The organism is bacterium (assembly GCA_004322275.1).
GTDB lineage: Bacteria > Desulfobacterota > Deferrisomatia > Deferrisomatales > BM512 > SCTA01.
In genome coordinates this window covers 14,483-32,971 of sequence record SCTA01000026.1, presented here as the reverse complement: position 1 = coordinate 32,971, position 18,489 = coordinate 14,483, and the positions used below count along the sequence as shown (strand labels likewise).

General features: G+C 59.7%; 14 protein-coding genes and 2 pseudogenes. 2 read left to right on the top strand and 14 right to left on the bottom strand.

Features of this window, described 5'->3' with window-relative positions; translation table 11 throughout:
- From tuf to EPN96_08115, 13 genes and pseudogenes are all read right to left on the bottom strand, one after another.
- A partial coding sequence (gene tuf, locus EPN96_08175) for an elongation factor Tu (GenBank protein TAL16752.1) occupies window positions 1–120 on the bottom strand: 120 nt, incomplete at its 3' end.
- A gap of 119 nt (window positions 121–239) precedes the next feature.
- Entirely contained in the window at window positions 240–2,264 is a 2,025-nt protein-coding gene (gene fusA, locus EPN96_08170) for an elongation factor G (protein TAL16751.1), read from the bottom strand.
- A 27-nt stretch (window positions 2,265–2,291) separates the two neighbouring features.
- Window positions 2,292–2,792 (bottom strand): 30S ribosomal protein S7, encoded by a 501-nt coding sequence (locus tag EPN96_08165; protein ID TAL16750.1) that lies wholly within the window; start codon window positions 2,790–2,792, stop codon window positions 2,292–2,294.
- A gap of 12 nt (window positions 2,793–2,804) precedes the next feature.
- Window positions 2,805–3,176, bottom strand: coding sequence for a 30S ribosomal protein S12 (locus EPN96_08160; protein TAL16749.1), 372 nt, complete (start codon window positions 3,174–3,176; stop codon window positions 2,805–2,807).
- A 364-nt stretch (window positions 3,177–3,540) separates the two neighbouring features.
- Window positions 3,541–5,108 (bottom strand): annotated as a pseudogene (locus EPN96_08155) (sigma-70 family RNA polymerase sigma factor).
- Window positions 5,109–5,189: 81 nt separating this feature from the next.
- Window positions 5,190–5,435: pseudogene (locus EPN96_08150) on the bottom strand (RNA polymerase sigma factor RpoD).
- Between the two features lie 40 nt (window positions 5,436–5,475).
- Window positions 5,476–7,221 (bottom strand): DNA primase, encoded by a 1,746-nt coding sequence (gene dnaG / locus EPN96_08145; GenBank protein TAL16748.1) that lies wholly within the window; start codon window positions 7,219–7,221, stop codon window positions 5,476–5,478.
- 34 nt (window positions 7,222–7,255) lie between these two features.
- Window positions 7,256–9,598, bottom strand: a complete 2,343-nt coding sequence (locus EPN96_08140) for a hypothetical protein (GenBank protein ID TAL16747.1) — start codon at window positions 9,596–9,598, stop codon at window positions 7,256–7,258.
- Between the two features lie 294 nt (window positions 9,599–9,892).
- The gene (locus EPN96_08135) at window positions 9,893–10,342 is read right to left on the bottom strand and encodes a GatB/YqeY domain-containing protein (protein TAL16746.1); all 450 of its coding nucleotides are present in this window, start codon (window positions 10,340–10,342) and stop codon (window positions 9,893–9,895) included.
- A 25-nt stretch (window positions 10,343–10,367) separates the two neighbouring features.
- Window positions 10,368–11,144, bottom strand: a complete 777-nt coding sequence (locus EPN96_08130; protein ID TAL16745.1) for an SPOR domain-containing protein — start codon at window positions 11,142–11,144, stop codon at window positions 10,368–10,370.
- Between the two features lie 10 nt (window positions 11,145–11,154).
- Window positions 11,155–12,819, bottom strand: coding sequence for an arginine--tRNA ligase (locus EPN96_08125; GenBank protein TAL16744.1), 1,665 nt, complete (start codon window positions 12,817–12,819; stop codon window positions 11,155–11,157).
- 149 nt (window positions 12,820–12,968) lie between these two features.
- Entirely contained in the window at window positions 12,969–13,160 is a 192-nt protein-coding gene (locus EPN96_08120) for a hypothetical protein (protein TAL16743.1), read from the bottom strand.
- A gap of 24 nt (window positions 13,161–13,184) precedes the next feature.
- Entirely contained in the window at window positions 13,185–14,036 is an 852-nt protein-coding gene (locus EPN96_08115; GenBank protein ID TAL16742.1) for a hypothetical protein, read from the bottom strand.
- 279 nt (window positions 14,037–14,315) lie between these two features.
- Between EPN96_08115 and EPN96_08110 the strand changes: the two genes are divergently transcribed.
- Both EPN96_08110 and EPN96_08105 read left to right on the top strand, forming a co-directional pair.
- Window positions 14,316–15,053 (top strand): creatininase family protein, encoded by a 738-nt coding sequence (locus EPN96_08110; GenBank protein TAL16741.1) that lies wholly within the window; start codon window positions 14,316–14,318, stop codon window positions 15,051–15,053.
- A gap of 54 nt (window positions 15,054–15,107) precedes the next feature.
- Window positions 15,108–16,703: a hypothetical protein gene (locus tag EPN96_08105; GenBank protein TAL16740.1), complete on the top strand. Its 1,596-nt coding sequence runs from the start codon at window positions 15,108–15,110 to the stop codon at window positions 16,701–16,703.
- A 97-nt stretch (window positions 16,704–16,800) separates the two neighbouring features.
- Here EPN96_08105 and EPN96_08100 read toward each other — a convergent pair whose 3' ends face one another.
- Window positions 16,801–17,895, bottom strand: coding sequence for a hypothetical protein (locus EPN96_08100; protein ID TAL16739.1), 1,095 nt, complete (start codon window positions 17,893–17,895; stop codon window positions 16,801–16,803).
- Between the last annotated feature and the right edge of the window lie 594 nt (window positions 17,896–18,489).

Sequence of the window (18,489 nt, the reverse complement as noted above, 5' to 3'; positions counted from 1 at the left end):
GCCACGGTTCGCCAGAACGCGGGTTATCGCCGCCGTCAGCGTCGTCTTGCCGTGGTCAACGTGCCCTATCGTCCCGATATTGACGTGAGGCTTAGTCCTCTCAAATTTTTCCTTGGCCATGACCATACCTCCTGGTTATCTCGGACGCGGTTAGTTTTTTAACCACCGCCCTGGGGCCGGGCCCGCCGGCCGTCCCGATGGTATCTGTTATTGTTATCTTCCCGCCAAAAGCGGCGGCTTTAAATTTCTTTGTAGCGCCGAAACTGCATGCAGTAGGTGGCGCGTCCCTTTGTTCTGGACCGAAGAGAGGTCGCGTATCCGAAGAGAGCCGAGAGGGGCGCCTGCGCCCGTATGACTCTTGAATCCGCCCTCTGGTCCATCCCGCCGATCCTGGCCTTCCTTGCCGACAGATCGGAGAGTATCTCCCCTATCGCTTCCTCGGGGCCCGTAACTTCAAGATCCATATAGGGCTCGACCGCGTGCGGTCCGGCAGCTTTCAGGGCGTTTTCAGCGGCCATCTTCGCCGCCACCGTGAGAGAACCGCTGTCCTCTTCGCTTCCCCAGGTCTTTACCGCCGTGACTTTCGCCTCGACACCCGTCATCGGAAGATTCTCAGCCACCCCTCTTTCGAGGGCTTCGGAGATTCCCGCCGCCAGAGCCTCCCTCGCTTTCGCGGTCAACTCATTTGCGGCGCGGGTTTCTATGGACCATCCGGCTCTGCCCTCTACGGGCTTCACCGAGACTTTTACTTCGGCTCCGAAGGTCTCGCCTCCGGCGCTTCGTTCAAATTTCGCTTCGCCTTCGGCCTCGCGCCCTATCGTTTCCCGGCGCTCAACTCTCGGCTTTCCGACCACCGCCTCGACCCGGCTCTTTTTTTCGAGCCTCTCGATTACGACTTCGAGGTGCAGCTCGCCCATTCCGCCGAGGAGTATCTGACCGGTTTCCGCGTCCAGCCTCATCGTGAGAGAGGGGTCTTCGGCGACCAGTTCAGACAGAATCTTTTCAAGTATCTCGCGGTCCGCTTCCGCCTTCGGTTCTACCGCCACCGATACTACCGTCCGGGGCGATTCGACCCGCTCCAGCGCCACCTCGGCGGTTTCCCGGGAAATAGTGTCTCCCGTTGCGAGCCCTTCGACTCCGGCCACCGCGGCTATGTCTCCCGCGACGGCCCCCTTCACGGGTATCGCCTCGTTCGCGTGCATCCGCACTATCTGCGAGAGGCGAATTTTTCTTCCCCCCGCCATCACCTCCTCGCCGGAGGCTACCGCGCCCGAGTAGACGCGAAACCAGGAGAGTTTTCCGAGCGCCGGGTCCGCCATGACCTTGAATATCAGGGCCGAGAGCGGTTCGCCGTCATCGGGCCGGAGCGTCGTCTCCCTACCCGTCTGAACCAGTACCGCCTTTGGGGGCGGAAGGTCCGCGGGACTCGGGAGGTAGCGGACGATCGCGTCGAGAAGCGGCTGGATTCCCTTGTTCTTGAAGGCGCTCCCGAAGAGCACCGGAACCGCTTCGAGCCTCAGGGTGGTCCGCCGGAGCGCTTCGATGATGCTCCCCGCTTCCACCTCGCCCCTTTCGAGATACTCCTCGAAAAAGGGTTCGTCCAGCTCGGCGAGGGCGTCCAGAAGCTCCTCCCTCGCCATTTCGGCCTCGTCCCTCATCTCTTCGGGTATCTCCCCCTCCTTCCATCTCATTCCCAGGGATTTTTCATCCCAGGTGAGGAAGGAAAGGGTCACGAGGTCGATTATTCCCTTAAACCCTCTGCCCGCTCCGACCGGCAACTGCACCGGCAGGGGGTTGGCGCCGAGGTTTTCGCGTATTTCCCCGACGACCTTTTGGTAATCCGCGCCTTCCCTGTCCATCTTGTTGACGAAGGCGATGCGCGGGACCTTGTATTTGTCGGCCTGCCTCCAGACCGCTTCGGCTTGGGATTCGACCCCTCCGACTGCGCAGAAGACCGCCAGCGCTCCATCGAGGACCCGAAGGCTTCTCTCCACCTCTATGGTGAAGTCCACGTGGCCGGGGGTGTCGATTATGTTAATCCGGCTCCCGCCCCAGTAACACGTGGTCGCCGCTGCCGTTATCGTTATTCCGCGGCTCTGTTCCTCTTCCATGTAGTCCATGATGGCCGTGCCTTCATGAACTTCGCCCAGTCTTTCGCTGACTCCCGAGATGAAGAGGATTCTCTCGGTTGTCGTAGTCTTCCCGGCATCTATATGGGCGGTGATGCCGATATTTCTGTATTTTTCCACGGGAGTGGTACGCATGGTCCACTCCTTGGATTACGTTTCAGCTTACCAGCGGAAGTGCGCGAAAGCCTTGTTGGCTTCGGCCATCGCGTGGGTGTCGTCGCGCTTCTTGATGGAAGAGCCGCGATCCTGCAGCGCGTCGAGTATCTCGGCGGCCAGCTTCTCCTCCATCGTCTTTTCGCCTCTGGCGCGGGCGTAGCCTACGAGCCAGCGGAGACCGAGGGAGAGGCGGCGGTTAGGGGCGACCTCGATCGGCACCTGATAGGTGGAGCCGCCGACGCGCCTCGACTTTACCTCTACGATGGGCTTTATCTTGTCGAGTGCGGTGCGGAAGGACTCAAGGCCGTTCTGCCCGCTCTTCGTCTCGATTATCTCAAGAGCGTGATAGACGATCGATTCAGCAGTGGACTTCTTGCCGTCCAGCATGATCTTGTTTATCAGCTTGCCCAGAAGCTCGTCGCCGTAGCGGGCATCCGCGACCTTGCGGGTGCGCTTGATGCGGACGACCTTGCGCGGGGCTTCTTCCGTTCTCTTTTTGAAGACCATCCCTGATTACTCCTACTTCGGCTTCTTGGCGCCGTACTTGGAACGTCCCTGACGGCGGTCGTTGACGCCGGAGGTATCCAGAGTTCCGCGAACTATATGGTAACGAACGCCGGGCAAGTCCTTGACGCGGCCGCCGCGGACCAGAACCACCGAGTGCTCCTGGAGGTTGTGGCCGACGCCGGGTATGTAAACCGTGACTTCCTTGCCGTTGGTGAGCCTTACGCGGGCGACCTTACGAAGAGCCGAGTTCGGCTTCTTGGGCGTGGTGGTGTAGACGCGCACGCAAACGCCCCGGCGCTGGGGACATGCATCCAGAGCGGGAGAAGCGGTTCTCGTCTTCACCTGCTGGCGACCCTTGCGTATCAACTGGTTAATGGTTGGCATGGAACCTTCCTTGCGAGTCTCGTCAGTTCAAAGCAACGCTAAACCCGTCCCCGCGAACGGGGTCCGGATATTTCCCTAAAAACTAATGTTCTTTTCTTCTGCGGGCCGCCGCGGGCCCTGCATGGACTACTTAACAGCCGGGCTGTTTGTCGGCTCATACCGGTGAAGCCTTGGTAGTGGAGCCGTTGGGGAGAACTTTCCCCCCATTTGAGGAGGTCGGATTTGTATCACAGCCAAATGAAACACTGCAAGATGTTTTTTTAGCTCGTTTGAATTTTTCTCAAAAAATTATGCCGGTTTTACTCCGCGCGGCAGTATCGTTATACGCCAAGACCCGCGCCCGAGAAACGACGCGGCCCTTCGCTTAAAAGAGAAAGCCGGTTATTTCAAAAAGTGCTTCAGCTTCTTGCTCCGCGTCGGATGACGGAGCTTGAGCAGCGCCTTGGCCTCTATCTGGCGTATGCGCTCGCGCGTCACGGCGAAATCCCTGCCTACTTCTTCCAGAGTATGATCCGATTTTTCGCCTATGCCAAACCGCATGCGAAGAACCTTCTCCTCCCTCGGCGTGAGGGTGGAGAGAACTTCCCGCGTCTTCTCCGCGAGATTCGCCAGAACGGCGGCCTCGTCGGGTGCGATAGCCTTCTTGTCCTCGATGAAATCCCCCAGATGCGAATCTTCCTCGTCTCCGATGGGCGTTTCGAGGCTGATGGGCTCTTTGGCTATCTTGAGGACCTTGCGCACCTTCGAGGGGCTCATGTCCATCCTCTCGGCTATCTCTTCGGGCTTGGGCTCGCGGCCCAGCTCCTGCACGAGATACCTTGAGGTGCGCACCAGCTTGTTGATGGTCTCCACCATGTGTACGGGGACGCGGATGGTGCGGGCCTGGTCGGCTATGGCGCGGGTTATCGCCTGACGTATCCACCAGGTCGCGTAGGTGGAGAACTTGTAGCCGCGCTGGTACTCGAACTTGTCCACCGCCTTCATAAGGCCGATGTTCCCCTCCTGTATCAGGTCGAGAAACTGAAGCCCCCTGTTGGTGTACTTCTTCGCTATGGATACGACGAGCCGCAGATTGGCTTCGATCAGCTCGCTCTTCGCTATCTTGGCGCGAAGCTGGCCGGAGCGGATGTCGGAAACCTTCCTGAAGAGGTCCTTGCGGGTGAGCCCCGTGATTATCTCGATATTTCCGAGCAGTTCGAGGTGGCGCACCACCTCCTTGCGGAGGCGCTTGACCTGGTCGGGGCGCATGTTCATGCGGTGGCAGACGTCGCGGAGACTGTGGCTGTCGTAAAGCGCGACGAAATCCCCCGGCGACATGCCGAGCGACCCTTCCAGCTTCTCAAGGGCCATTTCGGTGGCCCGCACCCTTTCGGTAAGGTGAAAGTACCTCTCGACAATCTTCTCGACCACCTGCTCCCGGAGGTTGAGGGAGCGAAAATGGGTGATCATCTGCTTTTGCAAAAGGCAGATCTCGTCCTTGCACTTTTCGACGCTCTCGCCCCTGGCTGCTTTCTGTCTAAGCTCGGCGCGGGCGATCTCGCAGCTGCGGATGTCCTCGATGGTCAGGATTATCTTTTCGAGGAGCGGGTCGAGCGCCACTTCAAGGACGGTTTCGGCGCTGGCTTCGATGGCGGGGGGCGGCTTTACCGCCTCCGCTTCCTCCTCTTCGTCCGGGGCGACGGCTATCTCCTCGAACTCCTCCTCTTCCTCGGATTCGATGTCCTCCTCGCCTTCCATGGTGTCAACCACGGCGCGAAGCACAAGCTCGCCCGTGCGGAGCCTGCGGCCAAGCTCCACCATCTCGGTCACTGCGAGAGAGCCGCTGAAGGCGGCGTCGAAAACCTCGTTTAGCCCCGCCTCGATGCGCTTGGCTATCTCCACCTCTCCCTCGCGGGTGAGGAGGGAGACCGAGCCCATCTCGCGCAGGTACATGCGCACCGGGTCGTTCGTCTTCTCGAAGAGGGTCTCGTAGTCGGTCGCCTCGTCCTCCTCTTCCTCTTCGGCGGCGGCGTCCTCCTCCTTGGCCTCTTCTTCTTCGCCGCCCTCGGCCTGCTCCGCCTGCTGCAGCTCTTCCCCGGCGGCGTCGTCGTCGACGACGGCTATGTCCAGGTCGCGGAACATCATGATCAATTCGTCGAGGCTCTCGGGGTCGACCATGTCTTCCGGGAGAGCGTCATTTATCTCCCTGAAGGTCAAAAAACCCCGATCCTTCCCCTCTTCGAGAAGGTCTTCGACAGCTTCCAGTCTGATTCTTGCCATTCGTAGCGGTCTCCAGATATTGTCGCCGATTCGTCCCGAATCAGGCGTTACTTATTTTTCGGTCGATTGCCTGTTTTTCCTTAGCCAAACGAGAATAATTTTCCCAGTCTTCATTTTCGCCGGCTTTTTTCATCTCTTCATTCAGCTTCGCCAGGATTTTTTTAAGCCTTCTTTTTTCCAGAGCGCCCGCCAGGGACTCGAAATCCCCCGGCACGTCCTCCATGACCAGGCCGGTCAGGAGATTCTGAAGCCGCGCGGGTGCAAGCTCGATGGGGAAGGATTCCGCGTCCTCCTCCCTCGGAGCGACGAAGAGGGCCAACTCCCTAAGATCCCCTCCCTCCAGCCACTTTTCTCCGCCAGCGTCCATAAAACTTCGCCTGGCTTCGAGGTTGTGGACGATAAGCCTCGCGAGCGCAAGCTCCTGAGGGTCGCGCTGCGCGGGGGGCTCCGGTTCGGCTTCGTCCCTGCGCACCGTTCCGGCGGATATTTTGGCCCGCATAAGGCGCTCTTCGACCCGGAGGGATTCGCAGGCCCTCTTTATATAGAGGTCGCGTCCGAGAGGGTCGTCCATAGCCGCGAGCGCGGGGGCAATCTCGCCCACCGCCGCGAGGCGGCCTTCGATGCTGTTGAAATCGTGCCTTCTTCGCGTAAGCTCCAGGCATACGTCGAAGAGGGAGACGGCCTTGTCTACAAGGGCGCCGAGGTCACCACCCTTCGCCACGAAACTGTCAGGGTCTTCGCCCTCGGGCAGGAGCACGGCGCGGCAAGGAAAGCCTTCCTTGAGAAAAATGTCAAGGCTTCTCTCCATCGCCTTTCTTCCGGCCGCGTCGCCGTCGTAGACCAGCACCGCCTCGTCTACGCGCCTTCTCATCGCCTCCACGTGATCGCGGGTGAGGGCCGTGCCGAGGGTGGCGAGGCACCCTCCGTAGCCCTTCTCCCGGAGCATGACCACGTCCATGTACCCCTCGACCAGTATCGCCCTCCCCGAGGAGCGCAGTTCCTGCGCGCCCTGAAAGAGGCCGTAAAGGACCTTCGACTTGTGAAAGACCTCCGATTCGGGGCCGTTGAGGTACTTGGGCTCGCCCTTTTCGAGTATCCTCCCGCCGAAGCTCACCGTCCGCCCGGCGAAATCGGTTATCGGGAAGATGAGTCTTTCCCTGAATCGGTCATAATAGCTCTCGTTTTGCCTTTTGACGAGTAGCCCCGCTTTTTCTCCGTACAAAAGAGGAATTTTTTTCTTTTCGAGGTATCTGGCGAGGTTGTCCCACCCCGCCGGGGCGCAGCCGACGTTGAAAAGCGCGCAGGTTTCGTCGCTGAGACCGCGCATCTTCGCGTACTTTCTCGCCTCTTCCCCCGCCCGCCCCTCCTCGAACTGGTAGCGGTAATACCTGGCCGAAAGCTCCAGTACGTCCCGCACCGCTTCCCTTTCCTTGCGGGAAGGCGCGTCCTCTTCCTGAGCGCCGCCCCTGGGCAGTTCGATGCCCGCCTTTTTCGCCAGCTCCTCGACCGCCTCGCGGAAGGAGCGCCCCTCCATCTCCATCAGGAAGGTGAAGATGTTGCCCCCCTTGCCGCAGCCGAAGCACTTGTAGGTGCCCCTCTCCTCGTTGACGGTGAAGGAGGGGGTTTTTTCGCTGTGGAAGGGGCAATGGCCCTTGAGGGTCTTCCCGGCCTTCTTCAGGGCGACGTGCGCGCCCACGATATCGGCGACCGAAACCCGGTCGCGAATCGTCTGAAGAATGTCTTCGGGAATCAGCACGGCAAATCCGCCTCCGGAGCAATGTGAGATAAGAACGTTTAGACGCGAAAAAGGCGCTCCCGGCTTACAGAACCTCTATCCAGGTGACCGCCTCGTTGTTCTCTTCGTTTTCGGCGCGGCGCACCCTCGGGGTGGCGGCGATCTTTTCGCGAATGGCCTTCCTGAGCGCCCCCGTGCCGTGGCCGTGGACCACCCGGAACCTGTCTATTCCCGAGACCAACGCCTTGTTCAGCGCCTTGTCGAAAGCCTCCAGAGCATCCTCGACGGTCATACCTATAAGCACTATGTCCGGGTCGCCCTTTTCGGCGGTGACCTTGACCCCGGCGGAGGGAAGCGAAATCTTCGCCTGCTTTTTCTCGCCGGAGGGCGCGCCGAGGTCTTCGACGGGGACGAAGAGCTTCATCGGGCCGACAGCAACCCTGACCTTGCCGCCCGAGACCTTGCCCTCGATTATCCCGTTCTTGCCGATGGACTTTACGAAGACTTTAGCCCCCTCGATTATTTCCTTCGGGGGCTTTACCCCCGCTTCCTCGGGCTTCGGCTTGGGAAAGCGCCTCTCGGCCTTCTCTGAGGCCTCCTCCAGCGCGCTCTGGGCGTCTTTCTGCTTTATCTTTTCCTCGGAGAGCTCCCGGACGACGCGGTTGAGGTCCTCGCGCATCTTCCGTATCAGCGCCATCGCCTCGCCCCTCGCGTCGGCCATCGCGCTTCTGCGCTCTTTTCTCGCCTCTTCGGTGAGTTCCTTTTGCGACCGAAGCTCCCGCTCCAGGGAGCGGTTAAGCTCCGCGCTCTTTTCGCGCTCAAGCCTCGCCTCGTCCCTGGCTTCCTCGATCTCCCGGAGGAGCTTCGCCGTCCCCTCGCCGGAATCGCCGGAAATAGAGCGGGCGCGGTCCAGAACCCTCGCGGGCAGCCCCATCCTCTCCGCCACGTCCAGCGCGTTGGAGGAACCGGCCTGCCCGTAGAGGAGGTTGTAGAGCGGCGTCCCCGTCTTCGGGTCGAAGGCCACCGCCGCGTTCAGGGCGTCCTTGCAACCGTAGGCGTAAGCCTTGAGCCCGTCGAGGTGGGTGGTCGCCATTACCCTCGCCCCTGTCCGCCGCAGCTCCTCCAGAACGGCAACCGAGAGGGCCGCGCCCTGCGTCGGGTCTGTGCCGGTGCCCAGTTCGTCGAGAAGGACCAGAGAGCCTTCGCCGGAAAGATCAAATATATCCTTCAACCGCGCCATGTGTGCGGAAAAAGTCGAGAGATCCTTGTCGAGGTCCTGCTCGTCGCCGATGTCGGCCAGCACCTCGGGGAACCACCCCACCTTCGCGCCTTCCTCCGCCGGTATGAAAAGCCCCGAGTGGGCCATCAGCACCAGAAGTCCGGCGGTCTTGAGGGCGACGGTCTTTCCCCCCGCGTTCGCCCCGGTGATGAGCAGAAGGTTTGTCCCCTCAGGGAGGTAAAGGCGTATGGGAACCACCTTCGCCCCCTCGCGGAGCTCCAGAAAGGGGTGCCTCGCACCTTTGACTTCCAGAACCGGCTCGTCGGCTATCTCCGGGCTCACGCAGCGGAGCTTCTGGGCGAAGCGCACCTTGGAGGAGAGCGCGTCTACCCTCGCGACGAGAGCTATCTGGGCGCGAAGCGCGGGCCCCGCCGCGCCGACCGCTATGGTGAGGGCGGTGAGTATCCGCCGTATCTCGGCGTACTCCTCCTCCATCACCTCGTTGACCCTGTTGTTGGTCTCCACGACCTCCAGCGGCTCGACGAAGACGGTCTGCCCCGAATTTGAATGATCGTGGACTATCCCATTAAGATACCCCCTAAAATCGGTCCTGAGGGGGATAACGTAACGGTTCGAGCGCTGGGTTATGAAATCGTCCTGAACGACGTGCTCGTACTCGGTGTCGCGAAGAACCCTCTGGAGTATCTTGAGGACCTTCGCACGAAGTTCCTTTATCTCGGCGCGTATCTTCGCAAGCGCGGGGCTTGCGGAGTCGAGTATCTCCCCCCTCGGTCCGAAGGTTCTCGCGAAACTCTCTTCGAGGCCGTAGAGAGGGGTCTGCCCCTCGGCCCAGACTCCCAGAGGTGAGGATTCCTTCCCCGCGTCCTCCAGATATTCGACGACCCTGGCCGAAACCACGACCGCGTCGCGGACGGCGAGGAGAGCCTCGGCGTCGAGGCAGGCCCCGGCGACGGCGGCCCTGTCAAGGTGCGCGTCCACCCTTTCCAGCCCCTCCACGGGGGGCCAGCCGAGGGTTTCCACCAGCGAGGAGAAAGCCTCGGACTCCGAAAGGCGCTCCCGCGCCTCGGCGGGGGAGGAAGCGGCGGAGAGCGCCCGCAGGAGGTCGCCTCCCTGCGGGGTCCGGGCCTCGCCCGCCAGCACTTCCAGAATTCTCAGGTAATCGAGTACGCGAGCCGCGTGTCTGTCCAATGAATTTCCGTTCCAAAATGGTTGATTAAAAGCAAATATTTCTAAGGTCATATACGGCACAGGATTTTGCCGTCGGGCGAGGAGCCCGCAGGGAGCGCGACCGAGTAGCGATGAAGCTCCGGCGGGCAGGGGCGCTTTCTTCCAAATCCGGCAAACTATTTCGGCGAAGGGCAAGGAGTCCGCAGGGCGCGCGGTCGCAGGCAGTATCGTTTATACGCCAAGACCCGCGCCCGAGAAACGACGCTGACCTTCGCCGAAAGAGGAAGCCGTGGAACGGAAAGGATGCGCCGGATATCAGCCGCCTAGGAGTGTACGCACCAGATTCTGGACAACCTTGCCGTCCGCTTTGCCCTTCACCTTCGGCATCAGCACCCCCATCACCTTCCCCATATCCTTCGGAGAAACCGCGCCGGTAGCCGCTATCGCGGCTTTCACTTCCGCCGCCACCTCTTCCTCGCTCATCTGCGCCGGGAGGTAGCTTTCGATGATCTTAAGCTCCTCGCTCTCTTTGGCGACGAGATCTTCGCGCCCGCCGGTCTTGAAGAGCTCCATCGCTTCCTTGCGCTGCTTGGAGAGGGTAAGAAGGACTCCAAGCGCGTCCTCGTCGGTAAGCTCGGAGCGCTTTTCCTTCTCCTTCTTCTGGAGGGCGTCCACTATGAGCATCAGCGCGCCCTGGCGGGATTTGTCCTGGGCCTTTCTCGCTGCGAGAAAATCGTCCTCTATCGTCTTTTTGATCTTCGACATTATAAATACCTCCCCGCCGCTACGTTCAGCGCGGCGCGACAAAACCTTTAACCCCCTTCTTTTCGAGGGATTCCTTGAAGCGCTGCGCCTCCTCCTTCGAGGAGAAGGAGCCGGACATCACCTTGAAGGCTCCGCCCACGGCCACCACCTCGGCTCTTATGCCGTTGTCGGCCAGGGTGGCGGTCATCCTCTCCGCGAGGGATCTGTCCTTGAAGGAGTTGATCTGGACGGCGTAGCTCCCCTTCGCGGCGGCGGGTTTCGGAGCCGAAGGCTGTTTGACCTCGGGGGCCGCAGCTTTTTGGGCCGCCGCCGGAGTTGCAGCCTGTGTTTTGGCGGGCTGCGCGGGAACCTTTGCCGTAGGTGTCTTTGCGCTCACGGGGGTTTCCTTGACCGTCTTCCCCTTTCCCTCTTCCTCCTCTTTCTCCGCTTCCTCTTCACTCTTGGCTGACTGCGCCCTCGCTGCGGCCAGCGCGGCCGCTGCTGCGGCCTCCGCGGCCTTCTTTTCCTCCCAGCGGGCTATGAATTCCGGCGGGGGCTCGATCTTGGTGGGCTTCGCGGAGGATTCTCCGTAGAAGGTCATGTCCACGGGCTTGAGGGGCTCTTTGTCCGCTCCCTCGGCCCTCGTGGTGAAGCTGTGGCTCTCGGGCCTGACCTGATTTCCCCAGATCGTCCTGCCGACCAGCATCCCCATCAGAAATATCAGCGCCGCCGTCAGGGCGACTCCGAAGAGGGTCGCCACGAGCGAGCCCTGATCGAGTCGTATCTCTATTCCGTCTTCGATTCTCCTGAGAATGCGGCGCATTTTCTCTTCGTCACATCGACTCGGGAGAACTGACTCCCAGAAGGGCGAGGCCGTTTACGATGACCCTGCTGATGGCGCTTATGAGGCAAAGGCGCGCAAGGCAAAGCTTTTGGTCGTCAACCAGAAAGCGGTGCTTGTTGTAGTACTGGTGAAAACGGGCCGCCAGATCCTGGAGGTAATAGGCGACCTTGTGCGGTTCGAGGTAGAGCGCCGCCCCCTCCACCACCTCGGGGAAGTAGTGAAGAAACTTGATTATTTCCAGTTCGTCCTCGGTGACGAGGGGGGAAAGATCGGCGGCGGCGGCCCCGGGGACCTCTATCCCCGTGGTTTTCGCCTCACGGAGCACGCTTCGGATGCGGGCGTTGGCGTACTGCACGTAAAATACCGGGTTATCCGCCGTCTGTCTCTTCGCCACCTCGATATCGAAGTCGAGGGTAGTGTCGGAGGAACGGGTGAGAAAAAGGAACCTCGCCGCGTCAACCCCGACCTCCTCGTAGACCTCCTGAAGGGTGACGAACTCGCCCGACCGGGTGGACATCGAGACCGGCTTTCCCTCGCGCAGCAGGTTAACTAGTTGTACCATCAGGACGTGGAGCGCTTCGGGGTCTCTCCCCGAGGCTTTAAGCGCAGCCTTTATCCTCGGAATGTAGCCGTGGTGGTCGGCCCCCCAGATGTCCACCACCTCGTCGTAGCCGCGCCGGAACTTTTCAAAGTGGTAGGCTATGTCGGAGGCGAAATAGGTCTCGCGCCCGTCGGCCCTCACCATAACGCGGTCCTTTTCGTCGCCGTAGGCCGAGGTGCGAAGCCAGAGCGCCCCGTCCTGGCGATAGGCCGCGCCGCTCTCTTCAAGCTCCTTCAAAACCCTCGCGACCTCGCCGGATTCGTAGAGCGAGCGCTCGGAATACCAGTTGTCGAAGGTCACTCCGAAGCGTTCGAGGTCTTCCTTAATCTCCCGGAGAATGCGCGCCCCCGCGTAACGGCCAAGCGCGTCTATCGCCTCGGCCTCTTCCATTTCGAGGTAGCGCCCGCCCTCCTCGCTGCACTTGTCCCGCGCTATCTCCTTTATGTATTCCCCCTGATAGAAGTTCTCGGGGAAGGAGACCTGACGGCCGTGCTGTTCGAGGTAACGCAGGTATACCGAGCCGCCGAGGGTGGCTATCTGGTTTCCCGCGTCGTTTATGTAGTATTCCTTGTCCACCCGGTAACCCGCGGCGGACATTATCTTCGCGAGGATGTCGCCGACGGCGGCTCCGCGCCCGTGGCCGACGTGCAGGGGGCCGGTGGGGTTGGCGGAGACGAACTCTACCTGCACCCTTTTCCCCTTGCCCGCGCCGGAATGGCCGAATTTCTCCCCTTCCCTCTCGATGTCGCGGACAACTTCCTGCCAGCGGGCCGGACGGAAGCGGAAATTTATAAAGCCCGGTCCGGCGATCTCAAAGGACTGGAGCACCCCCTCTGGGTCGGAGAGATTATCCAGAAGCAGCTGCGCCACCTTGCGAGGAGGGAGCTTCGCCGCGCCCGCGAGGGTCATCGCAATGTTGGCTGCGTAATCTCCGTGCTCCGGGTTTTTCGGCAGCTCTATCTTCCAGGCGGGAAGCTCGCCGTCGGGCAGTTCGCCCTTTGAGACGGCCAGCCTGTGCGCCTTTACTATAAGATCGGTCAGCGTCTTTTTCATTATTTATAAAAGTCCTTGGAAAAACTGTTGCGAGCCTGTGTTTTCTGTGTCGCGTGCTCGCTCGAAAGCTCGCCTAACTATTAGTTATGTCTCGCTTCTCGCTGCGCGGCTCCTTGAAACCGGGGCTTCTCTCGACGTTTTTCAAAACTTTAATCAGCGAAGGGGTCTACGATCTTCTTGTGGCTCTTCTCCGGGGCGACGGCCTGCTCATCTTCGGCGGGAAGGGTCTCGTCCCTCGTGAAATCGGCGCAGTGAGCCACGCCCTTTTCGGATTTGAATTTTTTGGCGCATTTCTCGCGCCAGGCGCAAATCACGCATTCCCTGCGCGGATCGACGGTCATAGCGGCTCCTTGGGGTGTTTTTGGTTACTCGCCGTCCGATTGCTCGGGCGGGGCTTCAAGCTCTTCGGTGAGCTTCAGGTATTCGCCCGGCCTACGGTCACGGTAGAAGGGCCACATTCTGCGCGAAAAATCCACGGTGGAAAGCTCGCAGTCGGCGAGGAGTATTCCCTCGCCCATGCCCAGCGGCTCCGAAATTAGCTCGCCGTCGGGGCGCACGCAAAAGGAGCCGCCGTAAAAATCCAGTCCCGCCTCCTGTCCCACGCGGTTTACCCTCACTACATAATAGCAGTTCGCGATGGCGTGGGAGACGCCCATCGCCAGCCACCTTTCGCTGGAGGCGAAGGCCGCCGCCGAGGGGACGAAGACGACCTGAGCGCCCGAGAGGCCGAGCGAACGGAAACCCTCGGGAAAGAAGTTGTCCCAGCAGATCTGCACCCCCACCTTCACGCCGTCCACCTCGAAGACGGGGAATCCCGTGTCTCCGGGCTGGAAGTAGTACTTCTCCTCCCAGTAACGAAGCTCGGGGACGTGCACCTTCCGGTAATGGCCGACCGTCTTTCCCTTCGAGTCGAAGACGATGACGGAGTTGTAGTGGCACCCGCCCGGGGCCCTCTCGAAGAAGGGGCAGACGACCGCTATCGAGTTCTCGGCGGCCAGCTTCGCCAGCTCGCCGGTGACCGCGCCGCCGATCTCCTCCGCCAGCTCAAACTTCGATACGTCCCTCTCGGCGGGGAACCACGGGTAAGCGAAAAGCTCCGGGAAACAGGCGATTTTAGCGCCCTTGGAGGCGGCGGCGGACAAAAACTGCGACGCCTTGCGAAGGGTCCGCGAAATGTCGTCGGTCGCGCTCATCTGAATGGCGGCGATCTTCACCATCTGGGCTCCTTATCTGGAAAGGGCTTTCTCGGGAATGCTGAAACGTGTAAATTAAACACGCCCCGGAGCCCAAGTCAAGACAACGCTTCGCCGGGCCTGAATTTTCCGGTCAAAGCAAGCTACAACTTTGATGAATCTTGCCATAGCCCGTACAGCATCGGCCCGAAGAACGAGGAGACGGCGAACGAGCGCCGAAGGTGTAGCGGTTCTACATCGAGGCGCGAGAGAGCCTCCCGACGAAGTAAATTCGGGCCGGGGCGAACCGGTGAGGAGAAAAGCGTGGACGTCGCAAAACTGACGATGAAAGAATTCAAGGAAGCCGCAACCCTTTACAGGATCGCCTTTCTTCCGATGGGCTCCACCGAGGAGCACGGCCGCCACCTCCCCCTCGACACCGACACCATGCAGGTAGTGCGAACCGCCGAGCTCGCCGCCGAAAAGGTCCCCTTCCTGCTCTGCCCCGCGGTCCACTACGGCTACTGCCGCTCCACCTCCGGCCACCCCGGCACTATCTCCATCTCGCCCGAGACCCTCCGCCGCCTCGTCTTCGACATCGGCCTCTCCCTCTACCGGCAGGGGATACGCGGCCTCATAATCGGCAGCGGCCACGCCGGGGGCGTGCACCTTTCCGCCCTCGAAGAGGTGGGGGAAGAGCTCTCGGAGAAATGCCCCGAGCTGGAGATCGCCATCTTCTGCGAATACCACTGGGCGAAGGAAGCGGGAAAGGCGGGAATAGTCGAGACAGCCGACGACAGCCACGCAGGAGAGATAGAGACAAGCCGCATAATGGCCATCGATCCGGCATTAGTCAAGGGAACCGCCGAAGAAGAATACCCCCGTTTCAAAAAGCCCTTCATCTCCCGCCAAAAGCTCGCCGACTGGCCCGGCGGCGTCTGGGGCGACCCCGCAAAAGCCAGCGCCGAAAAAGGCGCGCTCATCTACGCCAAAACCAGCGAGAGACTGGTGGAGCTAGTCAGAACCATGAGGGAAAGGCTGGGGGCGCTTGGGCTTCTGTGAGAATCAAGGGTAAGGCGCACAGGCATAACGCAGCATTTTCCATAGGCGACAATTTTGGATAAAGAGAAGACTGCCTTATGGCTTGATAAGTCGTCGCGTTTTCTTATAACGGCGGCGGCGGTCGCGGCATTGTGTGTTCTGGTCCTTCAGATTCTTGTGCATTTTCCGTACTACGACGAATCGATGCACATGCGGCAGCTCTGGAGGATTTCCATCGGGATGAAACCCGGTGTGGACTATTTCTCCTCCTACCCTGCCCTTGCCTATCTTTTTCTTTCGCCGGTTCTGAACCTTTTCCCTGAAACCGCCTACGTGCTGCTTGTCTTTCGTTTCATCAGCCTGTTTGTCTTCATCGCCGTCGCAGCGCTGATTGCCTGCCACGGACAACGGGTTGCCAAAGACTGGGCCGGGACGCTCCTGCCCCTCATCCTTCTTGTCTCGTTCAACGACATTGGTTCTTTTTTTGTGGAGTTCAGCATCGATCATTACGCCGCGCTCGCCGCTGTCGGCGCGATGGTTCTGCTTTTTCAGGAGCCTGACGTCAGGAAAGCGGCTCTCGCTTCGGCCCTGGCCTTTCTTTCGATGATCATCACTCCCAAGTACGCCTTCCCGGTTTTTTTCGGTTTCCTCGGTTATTTGTCAGCGGCGTACCTTGCGGATAAAAACATGAAAAAGCTTATTGCGGGAGTCGCCGCCGGGGGAGCCGCCGCAACGGTTCTGGCCGCACTCGTCTTCTGGGCTTACGACCTTTCCCTCCTCGGCAACATAAAAACGTCGCACCTCCTTGCCCCGAAAATGGTAATGCAAAAGGACTGGGGCTATCTGGCGTTGCGGATTCGGGACAAGTTCCGGCAAGAGCCCCTATACGGGGCCATAGTCGTACTGGGGGTCGCAGGATGGGCCATGCGGTCTTTTCGTAACAGGGATGCGGTTTCACTTGCCGGGGCCGGAATGCTGCTGGGCGTCGCCGTACATTGTTTCGCGATCAAATTTTTTCTTGAGCAGTACCAGGCCCCGGTATACATCACTCTGGCCCTGTTCTCGCCTTTTGCCTTTTACGTATTCGGACGGAATATGGCCTCTAAAGTCATTAAAACCGCATTTTCCGTAGTGGTGCTAATTACAGTGATCGTCCAGATCCCCGCGTCGAACAAGGAATTCGACCGGACTGTCATGAATTTCCGCGGAGCCTTTGAGCCGGGGGGGGAACTGGGTCCGTCCTGCGTCAAGGCTTTGTCATACTACGACAAGCTCCTGACGGTAATCCCGAAGGAGGAGAGGATCGTGGCGATATGGTTCAATAACCCGTTATTCCGTAGAGAGATTACGGGCACTCTGGGCGACGACCGGCCCAGCTTCGCCGAAATAATTGAAAAGGACGATCCGCTGCACAGATTTTTCGAGCCTGAGTACCTGAAAACCGGGCTTGCCAGCTACCCTCCGGCGCTCATCGATTTTTTTATGCTGCATGATAATTACCCCCCGACGTGGGATAAAATTCTCGACGATTACCTGATTAAAAACAGGGATCGCTACAGAGTTGTCGTTTCGCCGGTCAACAGTAAAAGAAAAATGGCTCTTCGGGCGGACCTCGCGGACAGGTGGAAAACCATCTTCCCGGATTTCCCTCCCTACCCCTTTTCCCCCTGATAAAGCGTCGCCACCCCAAAACTTTGCGGTGTGGGCTAGGCGACTGCGCAAGAAGTAAAGAGGGGCCGGTCGCCCGGCCCCTCTGCCGATAATCAGATTAGTACTCTTGGAAGAGAGAGCCTGCGGCCCAGTTGTAGTAATTGCTGACAGTATGCCCAGCACCGCCGCTTACCGATGAATAAGCGCCTGAGGCGATATTGTTCATTCCGCCGCCTACGGAAGAGCCTTCGCCTGTAGCGGTATTGTTTCTCCCTCCGCTAATCGATGAGCTCGAACCAGAGGCGTTGTTGTATAAGCCGCCGCTGACCGACGAGGAATCGCCTGAAGCGGTATTGAAGAACCCGCCGCTCACAGATGCAAAATTAAAGGAGGCCGTGTTTTGATACCCGCCGCTAACCGACGACCAAGCGCCTCCGGCGGTGTTCCTTATACCGCCGCTAACCCATGAGTTATAATTGGAGGCTATGTTTTCGTTGCCGCCGCTCACTGATGCACCATCGGCGATGGCTTGGTTGCCTGTGCCGCCGCTAACTGAAGAGTATACGCCTTCCGCCCTGTTCCTATATCCTCCTGAAACGCTGGCAAAGTCAGCTACGATTGCATTTTGGCTTCCGGCCACGAACCCAGCGTAATGGGTGAATTCATGTTCCGGCCCCAACACAATATTATGGGAACCCGTCCGCAATCTGCCTCCTTCGTCGTAGCCGACGATAAAGTTGCCAAGGCCATTTGGATTGCCATAATACGGCTCTCTGTAAGTTGCGCCGGAGCCGTCACGGACGTGGATGTTGGCCCCGGTGAAGATGACATGAGGACCGGCGAGGTTGTTGATAGTGTTGGTGTCTACGGAGACGTACTGGCCGAGGCCGGGAACATTATTGTTTTCGAGGGCGATTATCCGTTGTTCGAGTTGCGCGATCAAGTTTAGTTGAGCCTGTATGGTTGCTGCAAGTTTGTCGATTGTTACCACGCCGTCGGCGAGGTCGGCGGTGCCGACGTTACCGTCCGCGATCTTGTCGCCGGTCACGGCAGCGGTGGCGATCTTGCCGGAGGTAACCGCGCTGTCGGCGAGGTCAACGGTCATTACCTGCCCGTCGATAATGTCTGCCGACGTTACGTTGCCCGCTGAGGCGGTGCCCGCCTGAATAGCCATGAATATGCCGAGTGCGAGAATTCCGAGTTTTGACTTCATCTCTTTTTCTCCGGTTCAAGGTGAGAGCCTGACGGGAATCGTCAAGCTCTTTGACCGGCTTTAAACCGGCCTTATATACCCGTTACCGTGCGGTATTTTTTTACACTCCCGGCGATAAAAAGGCCGCCCTTCGTGACTGCGTCACCGAAAGGCGGCCTTAAGTACTTCTAAACACACCCCTTGGACAGCCTGCAAGCTAACGTGTCGTAGTTTCTCACAGGGGGGGGGGGATGCAAGCCGCTTCTGTCATGGCCCTGCAAAGGCAATGTCACAGCATGGGCTAGCTGTAAATAACCTTACCTTCGAGTCCAAAAACATTCCGTTAATTCGTTTTTGGACGAGCCATCTTTTCGTCTTCTTCGGGGCCCGTACGCGGCGCAACGAGTGGAGGCGTCGGGCCGGCGCGGGGTCTTAGCGAAGCGCAAGCGGAGCGGGTGCCCCGTACGGCCCAGCCGAAACGAAGTGGTCGCGCTTCTTGAAGCGCGAGCGACGAGTCTGGGCTGAGTTTTGGGCCACCTTTTGCTCACTCAAAAGGTGGCTTGGGGCGCGGGGCGGACAGCCCCGCTAGCTGTAAACCTGCGAAGCATCCAAAAG

Bases quoted from the DNA above. Each gene is read 5' to 3' on its own strand.
- fusA (TAL16751.1), bottom strand. From the start codon at position 2,264: ATGCGTACCACTCCCGTGGAAAAATACAGAAATATCGGCATCACCGCC.
- EPN96_08165 (TAL16750.1), bottom strand. From the start codon at position 2,792: ATGGTCTTCAAAAAGAGAACGGAAGAAGCCCCGCGCAAGGTCGTCCGC.
- EPN96_08160 (TAL16749.1), bottom strand. From the start codon at position 3,176: ATGCCAACCATTAACCAGTTGATACGCAAGGGTCGCCAGCAGGTGAAG.
- EPN96_08135 (TAL16746.1), bottom strand. From the start codon at position 10,342: ATGTCGAAGATCAAAAAGACGATAGAGGACGATTTTCTCGCAGCGAGA.
- EPN96_08130 (TAL16745.1), bottom strand. From the start codon at position 11,144: ATGCGCCGCATTCTCAGGAGAATCGAAGACGGAATAGAGATACGACTC.
- EPN96_08125 (TAL16744.1), bottom strand. From the start codon at position 12,819: ATGAAAAAGACGCTGACCGATCTTATAGTAAAGGCGCACAGGCTGGCC.
- EPN96_08120 (TAL16743.1), bottom strand. From the start codon at position 13,160: ATGACCGTCGATCCGCGCAGGGAATGCGTGATTTGCGCCTGGCGCGAG.
- EPN96_08115 (TAL16742.1), bottom strand. From the start codon at position 14,036: ATGGTGAAGATCGCCGCCATTCAGATGAGCGCGACCGACGACATTTCG.
- EPN96_08100 (TAL16739.1), bottom strand. From the start codon at position 17,895: ATGAAGTCAAAACTCGGAATTCTCGCACTCGGCATATTCATGGCTATT.